The sequence below is a fragment of the Herpetosiphon giganteus genome, from assembly GCF_016907925.1.
Classification (GTDB): domain Bacteria; phylum Chloroflexota; class Chloroflexia; order Chloroflexales; family Herpetosiphonaceae; genus Herpetosiphon; species Herpetosiphon giganteus.
In genome coordinates, this window is sequence record NZ_JAFBCZ010000011.1 from 149924 (window position 1) to 166834 (window position 16911).

Here is a 16911-nt window from a genome sequence, read left to right on the forward strand (position 1 = left end):
CCCCCCATCCCCCTCGCCCACTGAACGCGGGCGAGGGGGAGCCAACGTTTTTCGCCAAGGAGTTGCGGGAGAACCAGAGAGTTAAAGCCCCTCGCCCGCGCCACGGGAGAGGGGTTGGGGTGAGGGGGAGTCAACGTTTTTTCACCATCCATTGTCACAAAATAAAGGGAGTTGCAGGTGTGAGCACAATCGAGTTTCAGAATGTTCGCAAAATCTATCCCAAGGCCACAACTGCGGCGCTCGCCGATATTTCGCTGACGATCAATCGTGGCGAATTTGTGATTTTGCTTGGGCCATCAGGCTGTGGCAAAACAACCTTGATGAAGATGATCAATCGCCTCATCGAGCCAAGCAGCGGCACAATTTTGCTCGATGGAGTCGATATTCAGACGGTCAACGCTACCAAATTACGCCAACAGATTGGCTATGTGATTCAGCAAGTTGGTTTGTTTCCCCACATGACGGTGGCCGAAAATATTGCGGTCGTGCCCAAGTTGCTTGGCTGGCCCAAGCCCAAAATCCAAAGCCGCATCGATGAATTACTCAGCCTGATTCAGCTTGATCCTGCTCAATTTCGCCAGCGCTATCCCGCCCAAATTTCTGGCGGCCAAGCTCAACGGGTTGGTTTAGCCCGCGCCTTGGCAGCTGATCCTGGCGTGATGTTGATGGATGAGCCATTTGGCGCAATCGATGCAATTACGCGCACAATTTTGCAAGATGAGATGTTGCGTATTCAACAGCAATTGCATAAAACAATCGTATTTGTGACCCACGATGTTGAAGAAGCCTTGCGCTTGGCCGATAAAATTGCAATTCTCCACGAAGGCACAATCGTGCAATACGATACGCCTTTGAATTTATTGCGCAACCCCGCCAACCAATATGTGGCCGAATTGCTGGGAGCCGATGATTTGGTGCGCCGTTTGAGCTTGATTCAGGTGCGGCATGTGCTTCAGCCATTGCCCAAGAGCTATGATGCAAGCCTCAACACCATTGAAAGTAGCCACAATTTGCGCGACGGTTTAAATCAATTACTGGCCAGCAGCAGCGACCAATTGCTGGTCGTCGAGCACAATCAACCAATTGGACTGCTCTCGTTGGCAGCAATTCACGCCTATCTACACCCAGAGGTCATCCATGAACGACATCGTTGATGGCTTGAGTTATTTGGTTGCTGAACGGGCTGATGTGTGGCAATTACTTGGCCAACATGTAACGATTAGCCTGCTTGGCTTGGTCATTGCCAGCCTAATTGCTTTGCCCTTGGGCTTGCTCGTGGTGCGAGTGCGCTGGTTAGCGGGCATCGTCATGGCGCTGCTCAGCATCCTCTACACTGTGCCAAGTTTGGCAATGTTGATTATGTTAATTGCAGTTTTTGGCCTGAGCAAAACCACCGTGGTTGTGACCTTAGTAATCTATGCCCAAGTGATTTTGGTGCGCAACATTGTGGTTGGCATGCAAAGCATCGATCGGGCGGTGCTCGAAGCGGCGCGGGGCTTAGGCATGAATACTTGGCAAATTTGGTGGCGAGTTGAATTGCCCTTGGCCTTGCCAATTATGCTAGCTGGCTTGCGAATTGCCGCGATCATGTGCATTGCAATTAGCTCAATTGCCGCGATGATTGGGGTTGGCGGCTTGGGTCAATTGCTGTTTCAAGGCATTACCTTCGATCGCGCCGATATGATTTGGGCTGGCACGATCAGCATTGCAGTTTTGGCCTTGGTGTGTTATGGCCTTTTGGCGCTTTTGGAGCAACGCCTAACGCCAAAAATATAATTGGAGCCGCGCCCAGATTGCAACAACGATTGCAAGCTAGCGCAAGCTCCAATTATAGCCAAACCATACGATAGTTACGAGCAGCGCCGCAGCGCCATAAACTGCTTAGAACCAGCTTTTTTGCACAACATACTTCTGATAGAACTCAGCATCTGAGGCCACCAGATACAATACCGTCTGCACCAAACAGATAATCCCAGTTATGGCATAGCCGAAAAAGCCAATTACCACACAGGTTAAGGGCAGAAAAATCAAATTCGACAATAAGAAAATCATCCCCATTTGATTATTGCCCAAATAAAAACCATGAATCCCAAATGGCCCCAAGAAGAACGCCAACAAAGCAGCCACAACTTTATTTTTTTCGCTCTGCGCATAGCCATGCGGCACTTGGTAGGGCTGTTGGTAGCTTACCATGGGTTGTTGATAACTGGCTTGATATGGTGGTGGTTGGACTGGCTGATCATATTGTTGATAGGCAACCGGAGTTGGAACGGGATTTTGCGGATAGGCGACCGTTTGCGCGCCATGCACTGGGCTGCCTTGCATCGAGCCACCACAATTGGTACAAAACATCACATCAGGATGGGTTTGGGTGCTACAGGTTGGGCAAATTTTATAAAATGCTTGGGTCATAATAAATTTCCTTAGCGCCAACAAGTGCGCCGTTAAAGTAGCAGAAACTTAATTGAAAGTGCGTCTGTAATTAAGACGTTTTGCGCAGATCTTTTGTTTCAAGCATAGCATACCAATAAATGCCTAGCTCATCATCAGTCGCGAGATGCAGCTTAAATCGGTCGTATGCAGATAGCTTCAAAGCAGCAATCAAGCGAAAATAGCATCGCAAATGTTTGGGTGGAGTACAATCATGACGATCTATTTTTACGCAGTTTCGGCAGAATTCGGCTGCTTTTCGAACTTTTCGGCCCACGGCTTTAAACTTGATGGCCACTATTGGCCAACCAGCGAGCATTATTTTCAAGCCCAAAAGTTTGCTGGCACTGACTATGCTACGACTATTCGGCTAGCCAAATCGCCAGCGATTGCCGCGCGCTTAGGTCGCAGCCGCAAACAACCGCTGCGCCGCGATTGGGAAGCGATCAAAGACGATGTAATGCGCCAAGCCTTGCTGGCAAAATTTCGCAGCCATGCCGATATTCGGATGATTTTGTTGGCAACCGGCGATCAACCAATCGTCGAAAACGCGCCAGGCGATTATTATTGGGGCTGCGGCGCTGATGGCTCAGGCAAAAATATGCTTGGGCAATTATTAGTTGAAATCCGGCAAACCCTACGTGATGAGGAACATAAATGAGCCATGTACATTTTTCAATCGAGCAATTACACCATTTTCAATGTGGCGCATGTAGCGGCTGGTGGAGCATTGGCGATGCTCCGCCCCGCGATCATTGGTACTGCCCGTGGTGCGGCACCCAATTAATCAATGCAGGCCCGTTGCCGCCACTTGCCGCAAATGTCGATGTTGCGGAAAGCCCAAGCAGCAGTTTGGTTTTGAATGATGGCCTGGCAATCGATTGAGCATTTGCTGGCGCAACAAGCGCTAGTTGGCAAGCACCGCCGAATCATGTACGATGGCGCAAGCAGTTTTTTTGAAGGAGCCGTCCATGCTAAACCCCGCTGATCAACTGTTACTCAAAAGCCTCTGCAACGATCTTGTCGCCGTCGAAGATCAATTAAGCGAACTTGAAGCACAGCGCGAAGCTATTCGGGCGCGACTCTCAGAATTGGTTGATCAATTGGGCGGCAAAATTCAATTGCGCGGCTTTGGCACGCTGCAAATCTCCAATCCTTCGGTCGTCGTCTCCTACGATCGCAAAGGAATTGAACAATTGGTGCAAGAATTAGAAGCAGCAGGTAATTTTGCCTTAGTCGATGCCATTCAGACCTCGCGCAAAGAATCGATGCGCAGCGGTGGCCTGCGAATTTTGCGTGAAAAACTCTAAGTTATGCGGTTATCAAGCAGTCTATTAATCAAGAGCTTGTTGATGATTGCAGTTTTGAGCATCGCCGGTTTGCAATTGTATCGCCAACGCGTACCACCAGCCTTTGATCTGCCCACAGCAGCTCGCGTTCAAACCACGCACCCAATTGTTGGCATTCACACCCGCCTGATGGGTTTGGATGAGGCGACAATTCGGCGGACGTTGCAGCAAGTGCGCGAGATGGGCGCAACCACCATCATCGATCTCTTTCCGTGGGCGGTTATTCAGCCTCGTTCAGGCAATAGCTACGAGTGGACAGGCAGCGATATGTTGATTGCCCACGCTCAACGTCAAGGCCTTACGGTGATTGCGCGGCTCGATTTTGTGCCAGCATGGGCGCGACCAGCCAACACCAACGATCGCTATATCGATCCTGATCACTATGCGGCTTATGCCGATTTTGTGGCGGCGTTTGCGCAACGCTATGTGCCGCAAGGTGTGCGGGTGCTGCAAATCTGGAACGAGCCAAATTTGCGCTTTGAATGGGGCGACCGTGCACCCGATCCAGTAGCCTATGCCAACCTTTTGAAAGCGGTGTATCCACGGGTCAAAGCGGTTGCGCCCGATGCGCTGATAACCTTGGCTGGGCTAGCGCCTGGTGGCCCGACTGGGCCAATCGATCCCCAAACCTTGAGTGTTAATGATCTGAGCTTTTTAGAAGTATGTTTAGCTGAAAAACCACCCTTTGATGCAGTTTCGGTGCATGCCTATGGCTCGATCAATCCTGCTGAGCAAGCGCCCGAACCCAGCACGACCAACTTTCGTCGCACAGAACTGATTTATGATTTAGTTACAGCAGCGGGCTACGACGTGCCGTTTTATATTACTGAAGGCGGCTGGAACGACCATCCGCGCTGGCCCAACGCCGTAGCGCCACCAATTCGGGTGCAAAATACGCTTGCCGCCTATACATGGGCCGAAGAACATTGGCCATGGATGCAAACTGTCGGTTTTTGGCAATTCTCGTTACCCAATTTGACCTATACCTATGCTGATAACTATACGTTTGTGGCTCCTGATGGCACGCCCAAAGCAATTTATTATGCTGTGCAGGAATTTACCCAACTGAATTAGAAGGATGAAGAACATAGAACATAGAACATAGAGCATAAAAGTCAAAAATCAAAAGGCAGAAATCAAAAGTCAAAATTAGGGCTTGTGGCTATCAGAACATTATTCGTGGAATTCGTGCAATTCGTGGCTAAAAAATACAGCTTCGCGGTTTCTAGCCATCGCGTTCTTCGTAGATCGATCTTTTAACGCAGATGCCCAGAGAAATGATGGCTGTTGCCATGGGCGGTTGAAAACATGAATCTGAGCCAATCTTTGCCAATCTGTGGCTAAAAAATACAACTTCGCGTTCTTCGCGTCCTTCGTGGTTTCTATCCTTCGTGCTCTTCGTGTCCTTGATAAGATTCTCAAAAGCATATTGTTACATCAAGGATCACCACCCTTCCGTCCCGCCTCAAGGCGGGAGACACAGGGGGTTTTCAGCCCCCTGTACCCCCAAATATTTATTTTGTGGATTGTTGTTATATTTCCTAACCCCCGATCATTTTCCTTCGTGGAATTCGTGGCAAAAAAATACAACTTCGCGTCCTTCGTGGTTTCTATCCTTTGTGCCCTTCGTGGATCAATTCGCCTATGCATCTTGACAGCGTTCACACAATTCTCTATACTCAACTGGTAAGTGGTCTGACCAGTTGGTGAATATGAGCGAATTACAACGACCTGCATCGTATTGCGAAGCGCAATTGATCAAACGGATTATTGGTGGCAACTATGCCGCTGGAACGAGCTTGCCCAGCGAACGCGAGCTAGCCGAACAGTTGGGCGTTACGCGGCCAACCTTGCGCGAGGCAATTCAACGCTTAGCGCGTGATGGCTGGCTCGTGGTACAACAAGGCAAGCCAACAATGGTCTGCAATATTTGGCATGATGGCGGGCTAGGCGTGCTACGCAGTTTGGTGCAACATAGCGCCGAGCTACCAGCCCAAATTGTGCCTCAATTGCTGGCGGTGCGCCTCGACTTGGCCCCAAGCTATACGGCGCTGGCAATTCAACATCATGCCGAGCAAATTGTAGGCTTGTTGCAAACAGCCCTGCCATTGGCTGATACTGCTGCGGCTTATGCAGCATTCGATTGGCAATTGCAGCATCAACTAACGATCGCTTCGACGAATCCAATTTATACCTTGATTTTAAATGGCTTTCGCGGTTTCTATAGCATGATGGCCTTGAGCTATTTTGAGCTAGCGCAGGCGCGGCAACAGTCGGCGGATTTTTATCAAACCCTGTTGCAGGCAGCCAAGACGCACGATGTGGCACTGGCCCGCCAAGCCAGCTATGCAGCCATGCACCAAAGCATCGAGCTTTGGCAACAATTAAGCACAAACACCAATCAATAACTGAACAAAGGGGTTAGTATGCGTCGTTGGAATGGTTGGGGCGATGAAACGAAAGATTATCCGGTTAAAGCTGGCATTTTAGGCTTATTGAAGCAGTTTATTGGGGTTGGCACAGCACCGCAGGATGTAGGCTTGGCTGATGTTCTGGCCAACGTGCCAGCATCACGCTTGCCCCAGCACGATCTGATTAGCACCGATCCTGAATTGCGAATTCGCCATGCACGCGGCCAGAGCTTTGCCGATTTGGTAGCTACGCGTAGCGGCGATTTGGGCCAAATTCCCGATGGCGTGGCCTTGCCGCAAAGCAGCCAAGAAGTGCGCGAGTTGATCGATTGGGCCAGCACCAATAATGTAACCTTGATTCCCTATGGCGGCGGCACAAGCGTAGCAGGCCATATCAACCCTGTTGCAGGCGAGCGGCCAATTTTAACCGTCAGCCTTGCCAAACTCAATCGCTTGCTCGATATTAATCCAACGGCACGCTTGGCCCGCTTTGGTGCTGGGATCAAAGGCCCTGACCTCGAAGCCCAATTGCGAGCCTTGGGCTTTACGCTCGGCCATTTTCCTCAATCGTTTGAGCTTTCAACGCTTGGCGGCTGGATTGCCACCCGCTCAAGTGGTCAGCAATCACTTGGTTTTGGGCGCATTGAGCAATTATGGGCTGGCGGGCGCGTTGAAACACCCCAAGGCGCGCTCGAATTAGCGCCGTTTCCTGCTTCGGCGGCTGGCCCCGACCTGCGCGAAATGCTGCTTGGCTCCGAAGGCCGCTATGGCATTATCACCGAGGCCACCGTGCGAATTCGGCCAATTCCTGAGCTTGATGTGGTGCATGCGATCTTTTTTGCGAACTGGCAGCAAGCCCAAACTGCGGCGCGCACGATTGCCCAAGCCCATGTGCCGTTGGGAATGCTGCGCCTGAGCACGCCCACCGAAACCATGACCAACTTGGCTTTAGCTGGCCACGAACGGGCAATTGGCCTGCTAGAAGGCTTTTTAAAATTACGTGGCGTTGGGGCCGAAAAATGTATGCTATTGGTTGGATTCATCGGCAGCAAAGCCCAAGTTGCCTTGAGCCGGCACGCTGTTTTGAGCTTGACTCGGCAGCATGGCGGGGTTCATATCGGCCAAACGTTTGGCAAAGCGTGGCAAGCTGGGCGTTTTCGCGCACCCTATCTGCGTAATCGGCTCTGGGAGCTGGGCTATGGCGTGGATACGGTCGAAACCGCCACAACATGGGAAAACGTCGACCCCTTATTGCAGCAACTGGAACATCGCTTGCGCAATGGTTTAGCCGCTGAGCACGAACAAGTGCACGTCTTCACCCATCTGTCGCATTTCTACGCCACAGGCTCAAGCATTTACACCACCTATGTGTTTCGGTTGAGCGACGATGCCCAAGCAACCATGGCGCGTTGGCAAAAACTCAAAACCGCTGCTAGCCAAGCAATAGTCGCCGCAGGTGGCACGATCAGCCATCAACATGGCGTAGGGCTTGATCATCGGCCTTATCTTGAGGCTGAAAAAGGGAGTTTGGGAATTGGCGCGTTGCAACAACTTGGCCACCATTTCGACCCGCAGGGTTTGCTAAACCCCGCCAAATTATATGAGGACGGCTAATGAACCAACGTTTGCAATGGAATGCTGCTTGGCGCGAACGCACATGGAGCGAGCTACAGCAAGAATGGGATGTGATCATCATTGGCGGTGGCATCACCGGAGCAGGCTTATTGCGCGAAGCGACGCGCTCTGGCCTCAATGCGCTCTTGCTCGAAGCCCGCGATTTTGCTTGGGGAACTTCAAGCCGCTCATCGAAATTAGTACATGGCGGCTTGCGCTATTTGGCCCAAGGCCAAGTACGGGTAACCTACGATTCGGTGGTTGAGCGCGAACAACTTTTGAATGAAGCACCTGGTTTAGTTGGGCCGTTGGGCTTTTTGATTGGGCTGCCCCAAGGCAAGCCGCTGAAGCGCTGGGTTTATCAGGCGGGATTATTGGCCTACGATGCCTTGGCTCGGCGCAGCGAAGCCCATTATTTAAGCCTGCCCAATTTGCGTTTGCTTGCGCCCTACCTCGATGAAACCAAATTAGCGGCTGGGTTGCGCTACAGCGATGCCCAAACCGATGATGCACGGTTGGTTTTGCGCATTTTGCGCGAAGCAGCGGCAGCAGGTGCAAGCTTATTGAATTATGCAGCAGTTACGCAATTAGTTCGTGAAGCTGAGCAAGTTGTGGGCGTTGTGGTGCGCGATCAACTCAGCGAGCGTGAGCAAACCCTCAAAGCCAAAGCAATTATCAATGCAACTGGGGTTTGGGTTGATCAGCTGCGGCAACAGATTCAAGCACCAGCTAAAATGCGGCCATTACGTGGCAGCCACTTGGTGTTTGCCCATGCCGAATTGCCGCTAGCCCAAGCGATTAACCTTGAGCATCCCCGCGATCGGCGACCAGTCTTTTTTGTACCGTGGGAAGGTGTGAGCATCGTTGGTACAACCGACCTTGATCACGAACCAGACTTATGGCAAGAGCCAAGTATCAGCCCCGCCGAAGTTGCCTATTTGCTCGAAGCAGTGCAAACCGCCTTTCCAAGCTTGGGTTTAGATTTAACCCATGTCATTTCAACGTGGAGCGGCGTGCGGCCTGTGGTCGATACGGGAGCCAGCGATCCATCCAAGGAATCGCGCGATTATGTTTTGTGGCAAGAGCAAGGGCTGCTCACCGTAACGGGCGGCAAATTAACGACCTTTCGCCTAATTGCGCTAGAAGCCTTGAAGCTTTTACGCCAACGCTTGCCCCAGATTAAGCTTTGGCCGCATGCACCACGGCTCAATCCTGCGCCAGCTGATTTAGCTGGCAACCTAGCATCACAGATCAAACAACGTTTGTTAGGCCGTTATGCCGCCGAAGCGCCAGCGATGCTACAAACACTCCCAGCCCATGAGTTTGCGGCCATCGAAGGCTTGCCAAGTTTATGGGCCGAAATGCGCTGGGCTGCTCGCTACGAAGCAGTGACCAATTTGGGCGATTTGCTGTTGCGGCGCAGTCGCTTGGGCATGTTGCTGCCAAATGGCGCAGCAGCCTATCAGGCCCAAATTCAGGCGATCTGCACCGAGGAATTGGGCTGGGATGCGCAGCGCTGGGCCAACGAATGGCAGCAGTATCAACAATTAATTGCCCAGCATTATGGGTTGCCAAGCGAGGCTCGTTAATGTTGCTCTAATTTGACAATCCAGCCAAGCAAGCTATAATGCAATCAAACCTTCTCCTCTCTCTTCTCTCCCACAAGCGGCTCCATTATGCGAGCCGTTTGTGGTTTTAGCTGCTTTTTTGCTTCCGCAACCAATTCATCCCTTTATCCTAGACACCTGCCCTAGATTGTGATATTTATTACATAGTAATCAAGCGAAACCGATCCATACATGCCCTAGACATGAGGTATCGTCGATGGATATTACGATTGTGAGTTACGGTTCGCGGGGCGATGTACAGCCCTATTTGGCGCTTAGTCAAGCATTACATCACGTTGGGCATACTGTTAAGCTGATTGGCCCTGCCAATTTCGCCGATTTGAGCAAAGCAGCAGGCGTACCGTTTGCCTCGGTTGGGGTTGACATCCAAGCCTACTTGCGCGAACGAATGGCAAGTTTAGGCAAATCGAACAATTCGATCCGTTTGTTAAAAAGCTTGCGCAATGAACTGAATGAGCTGATTGAGCAAGTTGCCCACGAAACCTTACACGCATGCCAAGGCACTGATTGCATCATTGGCACCGGTCCCCAAACTGCCAGCTTCGCCGAAAAAGTCGGAGTGCCGTTTATCGAAGCTGTGCTGCAACCAGTAACTCCCACCAGCGCATTTCCATCGCCGATTGCCCCAAGCTGGCTGAAACTTGGTGGCTTTGCCAACTATCTGACCCACCTTGGATTTGAGCAGATTTTTTGGCAAATTTTCCGACCTACCGTCAATCGGGTGCGAACGCAGGTACTTGGTTTGCCAGCGTATGGCTTCAGCAGCCCATTTGCCAAAATTCGTGGGCAGGTTGCCTTGCGATTGCATGGCTATAGCAACTATGTGATGCCTCGCCCAAACGACTGGCCCGCTCAACACCAAGTTACAGGCTTTTGGTTTCTGCCGCCGCCTAGCGACTGGTCGCCACCAGCTGAACTAACCGATTTTCTCGCTGCTGGGCCTGCGCCGATTTATATTGGCTTTGGCAGCATGATGGGCGGCGATCCACAGAAATTAACCAAACTTGTGAGCGAGGCCTTAGCACGCACTGGCCAACGGGGAATTTTAGCTGGCGGTTGGGGAGCTTTAGGTGAAACGACGGATGCCAATGATCAGCTATTGTTCGTTAAGGATGTGCCGCATTATTGGCTTTTCCCCCAAATGGCGGCGATTGTGCATCATGGCGGCGCTGGCACAACTGGCGCGGCGTTACGTAGTGGCAAGCCCTCAATAGTCGTACCATTTTCCTTCGATCAACCATTCTGGGGGCGGCGGGTTGCTGAGCTTGGCGTGGGTTCTGCGCCCATTCCGCGCAAGCAACTGACGCTCGATCGCTTGGTGGCGGCAATCAATCAGGTAACTAAGCACGCAGCGATTCGCGAGCGCGCAGCCCAGCTTGGCGAGCAGATTCAAGCTGAGCATGGCACGGCCCAAGCAATCGATCAGATTCATCGGGTATTAGGTCGCTAAGCATTCAAGCAATTTCTTCTGGCTCAAGCACTGGCAAATTCCACAACTCTTCAGGCACTTGCATATGAATCTGTGTGCCGCCCTGGGCAGGAGTGGAAATTGTCAGACTGCCGCCAATCACCATTAACAAGCCGCGGTGCAAACGCAGGCCGCTGCCGCTGCCAGCAGAGCTTGATGGATTTGCGCTCATGCCCACGCCATCGTCGCAAATATCGACCACCAAGCCATGTTGCCAATCGATCTCAACATTGAGATTCAAGTGGCGGCGTGGGTCGTTGCCACGAGCATGGCGGGCTGCATTGCGCAATGTTTCTTGCAAGGCATAGCTAATTACTTCGCCAATAAATTGTGGCGTATCGGCCAAACGGGCTTCAGCAGCGGGCGCAACGCGATACGTTACCTGATCAAAGGCATTGCCAAAATCAACCAAAACCATATCGTGCAAGGTTTGCGCCAAGCCACCTTGAGCCAAACGATGTGGCGTTGCAGGCGGCAACGAGCGAATCAGCGCCGAAAGTTTGGTATGAGCCTCGGATAAAGCCTGAATCGTTTGTTGGGCTAGTGGATCGTTGGCCGAAACCGCGCTCAAATGAATCAGCGCGGCGTGAATTTGGGGCAACACATCGTCGTGCAAGGTGCGGCGACCTTGGCTGCCCAAGACTTTAACTTCGGCAATTCGCTGGCGCAACACATCGCCCAACATGCGCGCCGCCCGTTCGCCAGCCAAGGCATCGGTTAAACGCGCACAGCATGCCGCCGCAACTTCCATTAATTCTTCGCTATACACCGCGCCGCTTTGGGGCGAACCAAGCACCAAGGCCCCAGCCAAACCGCGACCATCCCACAATGGAATGGCCCATTCAGCGCCACTTTGAGCTTTTAATTGAATCCCCGAGGTACGGCGTTCCGAGGAAATTGGCAATTGCTCAAGGATGGGGGTTGGCGTTTGGCCCCAATGATAGCTAATTACTTTGGGCAAGCCAGGCACTGCATCACGCAGCAACAAACATGCCCGTTCGGCGCGCAACACATCGCGGCTAATCGCCTCGACCAGGCCCTCGACCGAAGCCGAAAGGCTGGCTCCGCCATCGAGCAAGCGATCTTGAAAGTGCAAGCTGCCGACGAAAGGCCGCAAGCGCTCCATAAAGGCCTCGTGCTCAACCCGATAGCGCCAACTCAACAAGCCATAGGCCAACGAAGCCAAGGTTGTCGCAAACAACACAATATAGATCGAGGCAACTTGCAAGGCAGAACTAACGCCTACCATCAAGGCAAAACCGCCTGCAATCGCCACCAACCAACGCCATTGATCGATACGGTTCCACTGTGGCAAGGGCCGATCGGTAAAGGCGGCATAGGCACCCATTGCTTGGCCAGCAGCACCCAAGGCAGCGGCAACCACAATCAGCACCATCACATCTAATTGAAAAAAAAGTTCGATTGCGCGATCGGCCAGCCATGCCACCTCTGGCGTGCGCACCGAGGAGCCTTGCGAAAAGACCACCACGGCACCGATCAGGGCCACAATTCCCGCCAGCAAACCAAGCAATGAGGTGCGAATCAGCCACGAGCGCACCCGCAACCACGCTTGATGTGGCAGGTTATTGCGCCGCCCAGGGCCAGTCAACAAGGCATGAATTGGCAAGCTAAAACACATTATCAAAGCTAAAAGATAGCCTGCGACGATAAATGGCAAGTTGGCAACCAGCCATGCGGGCACGAATTTCAAGGCCAAAATACGGGCTTCTTGGGGCAATGGGTAAATTGCGGTCAGCACTAGGCCCAAAATCCCAATAAAAATGCCCATCGTAAACAGTAGCAATTTATGAATGCGCAGGCTTTGGCCGCTAACCCCGGTATACCAAATCATTGTGGCATACCAGGCATAGGGTGCGAGCAACGAAACCACGCTGATAACCCGCCACCAAAAGGGCAAGCCAACATCAACTACCGGCGGGCCACGGCCAATGATCGCCGCGTGAATCAAAAAGAACACGCCAGCCATCAGCAAGCCAGCCGCTGCCAAGCGCGGGCCACGTTCACGCCCGCCATCAAGCGTGACAGTCATGCCCAACCATAAACAGATAATTGCATTAAAAATGGAAATTGCGAGGGCAATCGATTGCAGAATAAAAATCATTGAGTGCTACCTATAAGCCAATGATTTCATCATACCAGCTGCAAGCTAGCACCTAGGTGCAAAACGAACTGCCTCATACTAAGCCTAAAATACGGAAAAAGGATTTTTAATCAATTGTAATGGTTCATGAGGTTGGTAACCATGATTCATGCCCTCACCCCCAGCCCCTCTCCCACTGAACGCGGGCGAGGGGTGCATCGATTTTTACCGACGAATTGCATAAGAACCACAGCGGTAAAGCCCTTCGCCCATCGGACGGGAGCGGGGTTGGGGTGAGGGGATCAGGCGGTGGTTAACCTGATATAGCATTACAAATCAATCATTAGAGAGCAATCTGGGTTCACCACCCTTCCATCCCGCCAGCGGGAAACGCAGGGGGTTTTCATCCCCCTGCACCCCCTAAATGACATCAAATGGATAGTAATCATCGAGAAATGAACAAACCATGCTTTGGTTCGAAGTATAACAAGATTAATAGCCCATCATTATTAACTCAACTCTTCCCGTAGTACAGGCCAACAAAAGTCTACGAGTAATGATCGAGGTGCTTAAATGCCAACGACGATCCCATTGCTGCGATCGTCGTTGGTGCGTTGAAATGTAGTTTATTGGCAGTTTACGCCATTGAGTTGGAAGGCGCTGCTGGCCAAGCTTGGTGGGCTACCAACACCTTGGAAGCCAAAGTTGACGCTGCCACCATTGCCTGCAATCGAGCCATTCCAGCCAGCATTGCTGACCGTGACTGCGCTGCCAGTTTGGCTGACCGTGCCATTCCACAGGTTGCTGATGGTTTGGCCGTTGGGCAAGTTGAACTTGACGTTCCAGCCATTCAAGGCACTTGCTTGCAGGTTGGTCACAGTAACATCGGCAATGAAGCCCGAACCCCATTGGCTTGGGACTTTGAACTCGACCTTACAAGCACCGCCAGTGCTGGTTGGGACGGCGGTTGGCACTTGAGTTGGAATTCGAGTTGCGGTTGGCACGCTGGTCGAAGTCGCCGTTGGAATGCTGGTTGCGGTCGACGTTGGGCCTTGCGTTGGCGTGCGGGTTGCGGTTGGAATGCTGGTTGAAGTGGCGGTTGGCGCTTGGGTTGGGGTGCGCGTAGCCGTGGCGATTGGCCCCGTGGTTGGGGTTGGCTGATTGTTATTGATCACGCCAACCGTCAGATAGTCGGCGAAAATCGTTGCCGTGCCAGTGTTGCCAGTCAAGGCATTGAATTCAACCCCCAACTCGCGCACTTGGTTAATATCTGGCACGCCAGCTAATTCAATCGTCAGCAAGCTCGTACCTGAATCAAGCAGAACTGTGCCGCTATCTTTCCAATTCCAAGCGCTGCCAGTTTTGATGTAGAGCTTGGCGTTGAGACCGTTCCCAACATTTTGGGCGCTCAAGCGAATTTGGATGCGTGATTGGCCTGCCAAGTTTAGCTGAATTGGTAGCTGAATTGCTGCTGGCGTAGCGGCCAAATCAACTTGAGCTTTGATACCGCGTTGGCCATTGGCGGCCCAATCGGTAGTTACGACCGGCCCAGAAACCAAATTCGAGCCAGTCCAGCCTTGCAGCGTGCCATCTTCGAAATCGCTGACGACGATGCCAGGCAATGGCGTTGGGGTTGGCGTGCCTGGCGTTGCTGTGGGAGCGATCCCAAGCGTACCATTCCAAAGCTGGCCAACATTGGTTCGATTCAAGGTTGCCCAGTGGGCATAGGTGCTTTGAATCCGGCTATCAGTGTTGCGATAAAACATATCGGTATGCCAGATCATAAAGTAGGCAAAGGGGGCGCTGCTCAAAAGCGCTGGGTCCATCATATAGTCGGTTTCGCTCAAGGCTTTAATTTTGGTTTGCGAAAAACGGCCAAGATCTTCGTACCAGCTGACGTAGTTGCCCGAGGTTTCGTTGTATACGTCGCTGCCCAAAATATCTGCTTGACCATCGGGATACCAAGCGGTGCTGACCCCTTTGACCCCAGGTGTCCAAACCCAGATCAAGTTGTGCAGGCCACGAGTGGTCACCAAATAGGTGAACATATCATCCCAAAGGCGGCGATAGTTGGTCGCGCCGTTATCTTTATCCCACCAGAACCAACCGCCACCAGCCTCGTGGTATGGTCGCCACAGCACTGGCACGTTGGCATCTTCGAGTTGTTGCAAATCATCGGCAATGTTATCGAGCCAAATCAGATAATTATTGCGCTCAGCAGTGCCATCAACAAACATGCGATCAATATCAACCACAGTGAACATATCTTGATGGTTTGTGCCTTGGCTCGCGAGAGGTGTCCAGTGTTGGCTGATGGTTGGAATAACTTTGGCGTTGGTCCAATCGCTGATGATCGCGTCGATCATCCATTGACCATCGTTAGGCAATGCGCCGCCGATGGGAAAATCCCAGCCGCGCAGCGCGGGGTAGCGTTGCGGATTGGTGCGGGCATAGACGGCGTTCGACATTTCGTCTTTGCGGCCATTATCCCAGTGAACTTCTTGCTGACCGCCGAGCCAATACTGACCTTTGTATTGAACGAAACGATCGAGCACATTTTGGGCATACGGGGCGAGATTCGGATCGGCGGCTTGATAGGCGGTAATCGCGGCCTTGGTGGTGTGCGTTGGTAACAAACTCAGTGAACCAAGCAAGACCCCAAGGAGCGCAATGGTCAACAACGACCGCGAACGGCTTAGGTTCGACCACATAGCGACAATCTCCTTTGATTGAGGACACTCAGCGTTGGGTATTAATCGTGGGTAGAACGAAGCTAGGATGCGATGGCTACACGTGCGAATGTCCAAGAGTCCAGAGCGAATGCAGGAACATTCCCATCAGCGATAATAGTATAAATTTGTAAAGAGTCAATTAAAATCTTAAGTATTTCTTTAGAATCTTAAAGAAGAAAGTCGCCAGATAAATATCTATCCAGCGACTTTTTGATTAATTGCTATGTCAGTACAATTTAGACTTTGCCTTTAGCTCCATCGTTGGGCATGGTTTTTTTGAAAAAGATGTCGGCAGCAGTGTGATAGATAATCACACCTTCAGGGTGCATAAAGCCAGCAACCATACGGCTACCATTGAGGCGTAAATTTTCCATGCATGCCTCGATAGCGGCAGTATCAAAAATACCATCGTAGAGCACGGGCACAACCTCGCAGCAAGCAGGGCGATTCTCGGCGTTCCAGCGCGAGGTATTGAACAAGGCAAAGCGCCGTTCGTTCAGCCCATATTGGCGCTTGCCAACGCGGTGGCCAAACCATTCGCCATGGTGCGTACCAACACCCAGCTCAAGCAGCGCATTGTGGTTGGCAGCAACCCACGCGGCAAAGCCATAGTTATCATCATCCACGCTTATCCAGCGGCTCCTGCTGCCAGCCCGAATCTCGCCCTGTTGGTTAATCGAAATACAGGCATTGGTGCCATCAATTTTCTCGGTCACAATGACTTGGCGGGCTAGGCGGGCAATTTTGGGAAAGGCTACAAACTCATCACTCATCGTTCACCTCATTCGATAGAACGTCCATATAGTGGTTCGTTAGATTGGCAACGAGATTCATGCCCTCACCCCCCAGCCCCCTCTCCCACTGAACGCGGGCGAGGGGAGCACTGTTTTCGTGGTTCCCCTCGCCTCGTGGGCGGGAGCGGGGGTTAGGGGGCAATCCATCGTTAACGCAATAAACCATTACACGTAAAAGTTAACGTTGCTAAGCATAGGCTGAAGTAGTTGTAGTGAAATCGGTCGCAGGTTGGGGATTCTCGTGGTTACAAAGTCCCCTCTTAAACCAAAAGCCCCTCTCCCGCTAGGTGTTTAAGGGCGGACAGGGACGCTTAAACCGAGGATACAGAACGACCTCGGGTGGTATACTGGATGGTGCAAACCCTATCCGCTAACCAGCCGAGG

The 16911-nt window shown here is 51.9% G+C and carries 14 protein-coding genes; 10 read left to right on the forward strand and 4 right to left on the reverse strand.

What is annotated here, in order from left to right:
- Window positions 1–179 precede the first annotated feature (179 nt).
- Together JOD20_RS12365 and JOD20_RS12370 are read left to right on the forward strand one after the other, a co-directional pair.
- Entirely contained in the window at window positions 180–1154 is a 975-nt protein-coding gene (locus JOD20_RS12365; protein WP_204755554.1) for an ATP-binding cassette domain-containing protein, read from the forward strand.
- On the forward strand, window positions 1138–1776 hold the full coding sequence (locus JOD20_RS12370; RefSeq protein WP_204755555.1) for an ABC transporter permease: 639 nt from the start codon (window positions 1138–1140) through the stop codon (window positions 1774–1776). Before JOD20_RS12365 ends, JOD20_RS12370 begins: the two co-directional genes overlap by 17 nt.
- Window positions 1777–1881: 105 nt before the next feature.
- On the opposite strand, the gene JOD20_RS12375 is transcribed toward JOD20_RS12370, so the two are convergent.
- Window positions 1882–2412 carry a TM2 domain-containing protein gene (locus tag JOD20_RS12375; RefSeq protein ID WP_204755556.1) on the reverse strand — a complete coding sequence of 177 codons (531 nt, stop codon included), beginning with the start codon at window positions 2410–2412 and terminating at the stop codon, window positions 1882–1884.
- Window positions 2413–2644: 232 nt separating this feature from the next.
- On the opposite strand from JOD20_RS12375, the gene JOD20_RS12380 reads away from it, so the two are divergent.
- The 8 genes from JOD20_RS12380 to JOD20_RS12415 all read left to right on the forward strand — a co-directional run bounded on the left by JOD20_RS12380 (window position 2645) and on the right by JOD20_RS12415 (window position 10882).
- A complete protein-coding gene (locus JOD20_RS12380; protein ID WP_204755557.1) occupies window positions 2645–3091 on the forward strand; it encodes an NADAR family protein in 447 nt (148 codons plus the stop codon).
- Complete coding sequence (locus JOD20_RS12385) at window positions 3088–3315, forward strand: hypothetical protein (RefSeq protein WP_204755558.1); 228 nt, start codon at window positions 3088–3090, stop codon at window positions 3313–3315. Before JOD20_RS12380 ends, JOD20_RS12385 begins: the two co-directional genes overlap by 4 nt.
- Window positions 3316–3401: 86 nt before the next feature.
- Window positions 3402–3740, forward strand: a complete 339-nt coding sequence (locus tag JOD20_RS12390) for a hypothetical protein (RefSeq protein ID WP_204755559.1) — start codon at window positions 3402–3404, stop codon at window positions 3738–3740.
- A gap of 42 nt (window positions 3741–3782) precedes the next feature.
- The gene (locus JOD20_RS12395; RefSeq protein WP_204755560.1) at window positions 3783–4853 is read left to right on the forward strand and encodes a GH39 family glycosyl hydrolase; all 1071 of its coding nucleotides are present in this window, start codon (window positions 3783–3785) and stop codon (window positions 4851–4853) included.
- Between the two features lie 638 nt (window positions 4854–5491).
- Entirely contained in the window at window positions 5492–6187 is a 696-nt protein-coding gene (gene fadR, locus JOD20_RS12400; RefSeq protein ID WP_204755561.1) for a fatty acid metabolism transcriptional regulator FadR, read from the forward strand.
- A gap of 18 nt (window positions 6188–6205) precedes the next feature.
- Window positions 6206–7804, forward strand: coding sequence for an FAD-binding oxidoreductase (locus tag JOD20_RS12405; RefSeq protein ID WP_204755562.1), 1599 nt, complete (start codon window positions 6206–6208; stop codon window positions 7802–7804).
- Window positions 7804–9393 (forward strand): glycerol-3-phosphate dehydrogenase/oxidase, encoded by a 1590-nt coding sequence (locus JOD20_RS12410; protein WP_204755563.1) that lies wholly within the window; start codon window positions 7804–7806, stop codon window positions 9391–9393. The genes JOD20_RS12405 and JOD20_RS12410 overlap by 1 nt, the downstream gene beginning before the upstream one ends.
- Window positions 9394–9628: 235 nt before the next feature.
- Window positions 9629–10882 carry a glycosyltransferase gene (locus JOD20_RS12415; RefSeq protein WP_204755564.1) on the forward strand — a complete coding sequence of 418 codons (1254 nt, stop codon included), beginning with the start codon at window positions 9629–9631 and terminating at the stop codon, window positions 10880–10882.
- A gap of 4 nt (window positions 10883–10886) precedes the next feature.
- Here the strand turns inward: JOD20_RS12415 and JOD20_RS12420 are convergent, their stop codons facing one another.
- The 3 genes from JOD20_RS12420 to JOD20_RS12430 all read right to left on the reverse strand — a co-directional run bounded on the left by JOD20_RS12420 (window position 10887) and on the right by JOD20_RS12430 (window position 16506).
- A complete protein-coding gene (locus JOD20_RS12420) occupies window positions 10887–13022 on the reverse strand; it encodes a sensor histidine kinase (protein ID WP_204755565.1) in 2136 nt (711 codons plus the stop codon).
- Window positions 13023–13627: 605 nt separating this feature from the next.
- The gene (locus JOD20_RS12425) at window positions 13628–15712 is read right to left on the reverse strand and encodes a glycosyl hydrolase (RefSeq protein ID WP_204755566.1); all 2085 of its coding nucleotides are present in this window, start codon (window positions 15710–15712) and stop codon (window positions 13628–13630) included.
- A 257-nt stretch (window positions 15713–15969) separates the two neighbouring features.
- The gene (locus JOD20_RS12430) at window positions 15970–16506 is read right to left on the reverse strand and encodes an RNA ligase family protein (RefSeq protein WP_204755567.1); all 537 of its coding nucleotides are present in this window, start codon (window positions 16504–16506) and stop codon (window positions 15970–15972) included.
- Between the last annotated feature and the right edge of the window lie 405 nt (window positions 16507–16911).

Excerpts from the sequence above, each read along its gene's own strand:
- JOD20_RS12420 (WP_204755565.1), bottom strand. The coding sequence starts at position 13,022 with ATGATTTTTATTCTGCAATCGATTGCCCTCGCAATTTCCATTTTTAAT.
- JOD20_RS12430 (WP_204755567.1), bottom strand. The coding sequence starts at position 16,506 with ATGAGTGATGAGTTTGTAGCCTTTCCCAAAATTGCCCGCCTAGCCCGC.
- JOD20_RS12390 (WP_204755559.1), top strand. The coding sequence starts at position 3,402 with ATGCTAAACCCCGCTGATCAACTGTTACTCAAAAGCCTCTGCAACGAT.
- JOD20_RS12405 (WP_204755562.1), top strand. The coding sequence starts at position 6,206 with ATGCGTCGTTGGAATGGTTGGGGCGATGAAACGAAAGATTATCCGGTT.
- JOD20_RS12395 (WP_204755560.1), top strand. The coding sequence starts at position 3,783 with ATGATTGCAGTTTTGAGCATCGCCGGTTTGCAATTGTATCGCCAACGC.
- JOD20_RS12375 (WP_204755556.1), bottom strand. The coding sequence starts at position 2,412 with ATGACCCAAGCATTTTATAAAATTTGCCCAACCTGTAGCACCCAAACC.
- JOD20_RS12425 (WP_204755566.1), bottom strand. The coding sequence starts at position 15,712 with ATGTGGTCGAACCTAAGCCGTTCGCGGTCGTTGTTGACCATTGCGCTC.
- JOD20_RS12415 (WP_204755564.1), top strand. The coding sequence starts at position 9,629 with ATGGATATTACGATTGTGAGTTACGGTTCGCGGGGCGATGTACAGCCC.
- JOD20_RS12370 (WP_204755555.1), top strand. The coding sequence starts at position 1,138 with ATGAACGACATCGTTGATGGCTTGAGTTATTTGGTTGCTGAACGGGCT.
- JOD20_RS12410 (WP_204755563.1), top strand. The coding sequence starts at position 7,804 with ATGAACCAACGTTTGCAATGGAATGCTGCTTGGCGCGAACGCACATGG.
- JOD20_RS12380 (WP_204755557.1), top strand. The coding sequence starts at position 2,645 with ATGACGATCTATTTTTACGCAGTTTCGGCAGAATTCGGCTGCTTTTCG.
- JOD20_RS12385 (WP_204755558.1), top strand. The coding sequence starts at position 3,088 with ATGAGCCATGTACATTTTTCAATCGAGCAATTACACCATTTTCAATGT.
- fadR (WP_204755561.1), top strand. The coding sequence starts at position 5,492 with ATGAGCGAATTACAACGACCTGCATCGTATTGCGAAGCGCAATTGATC.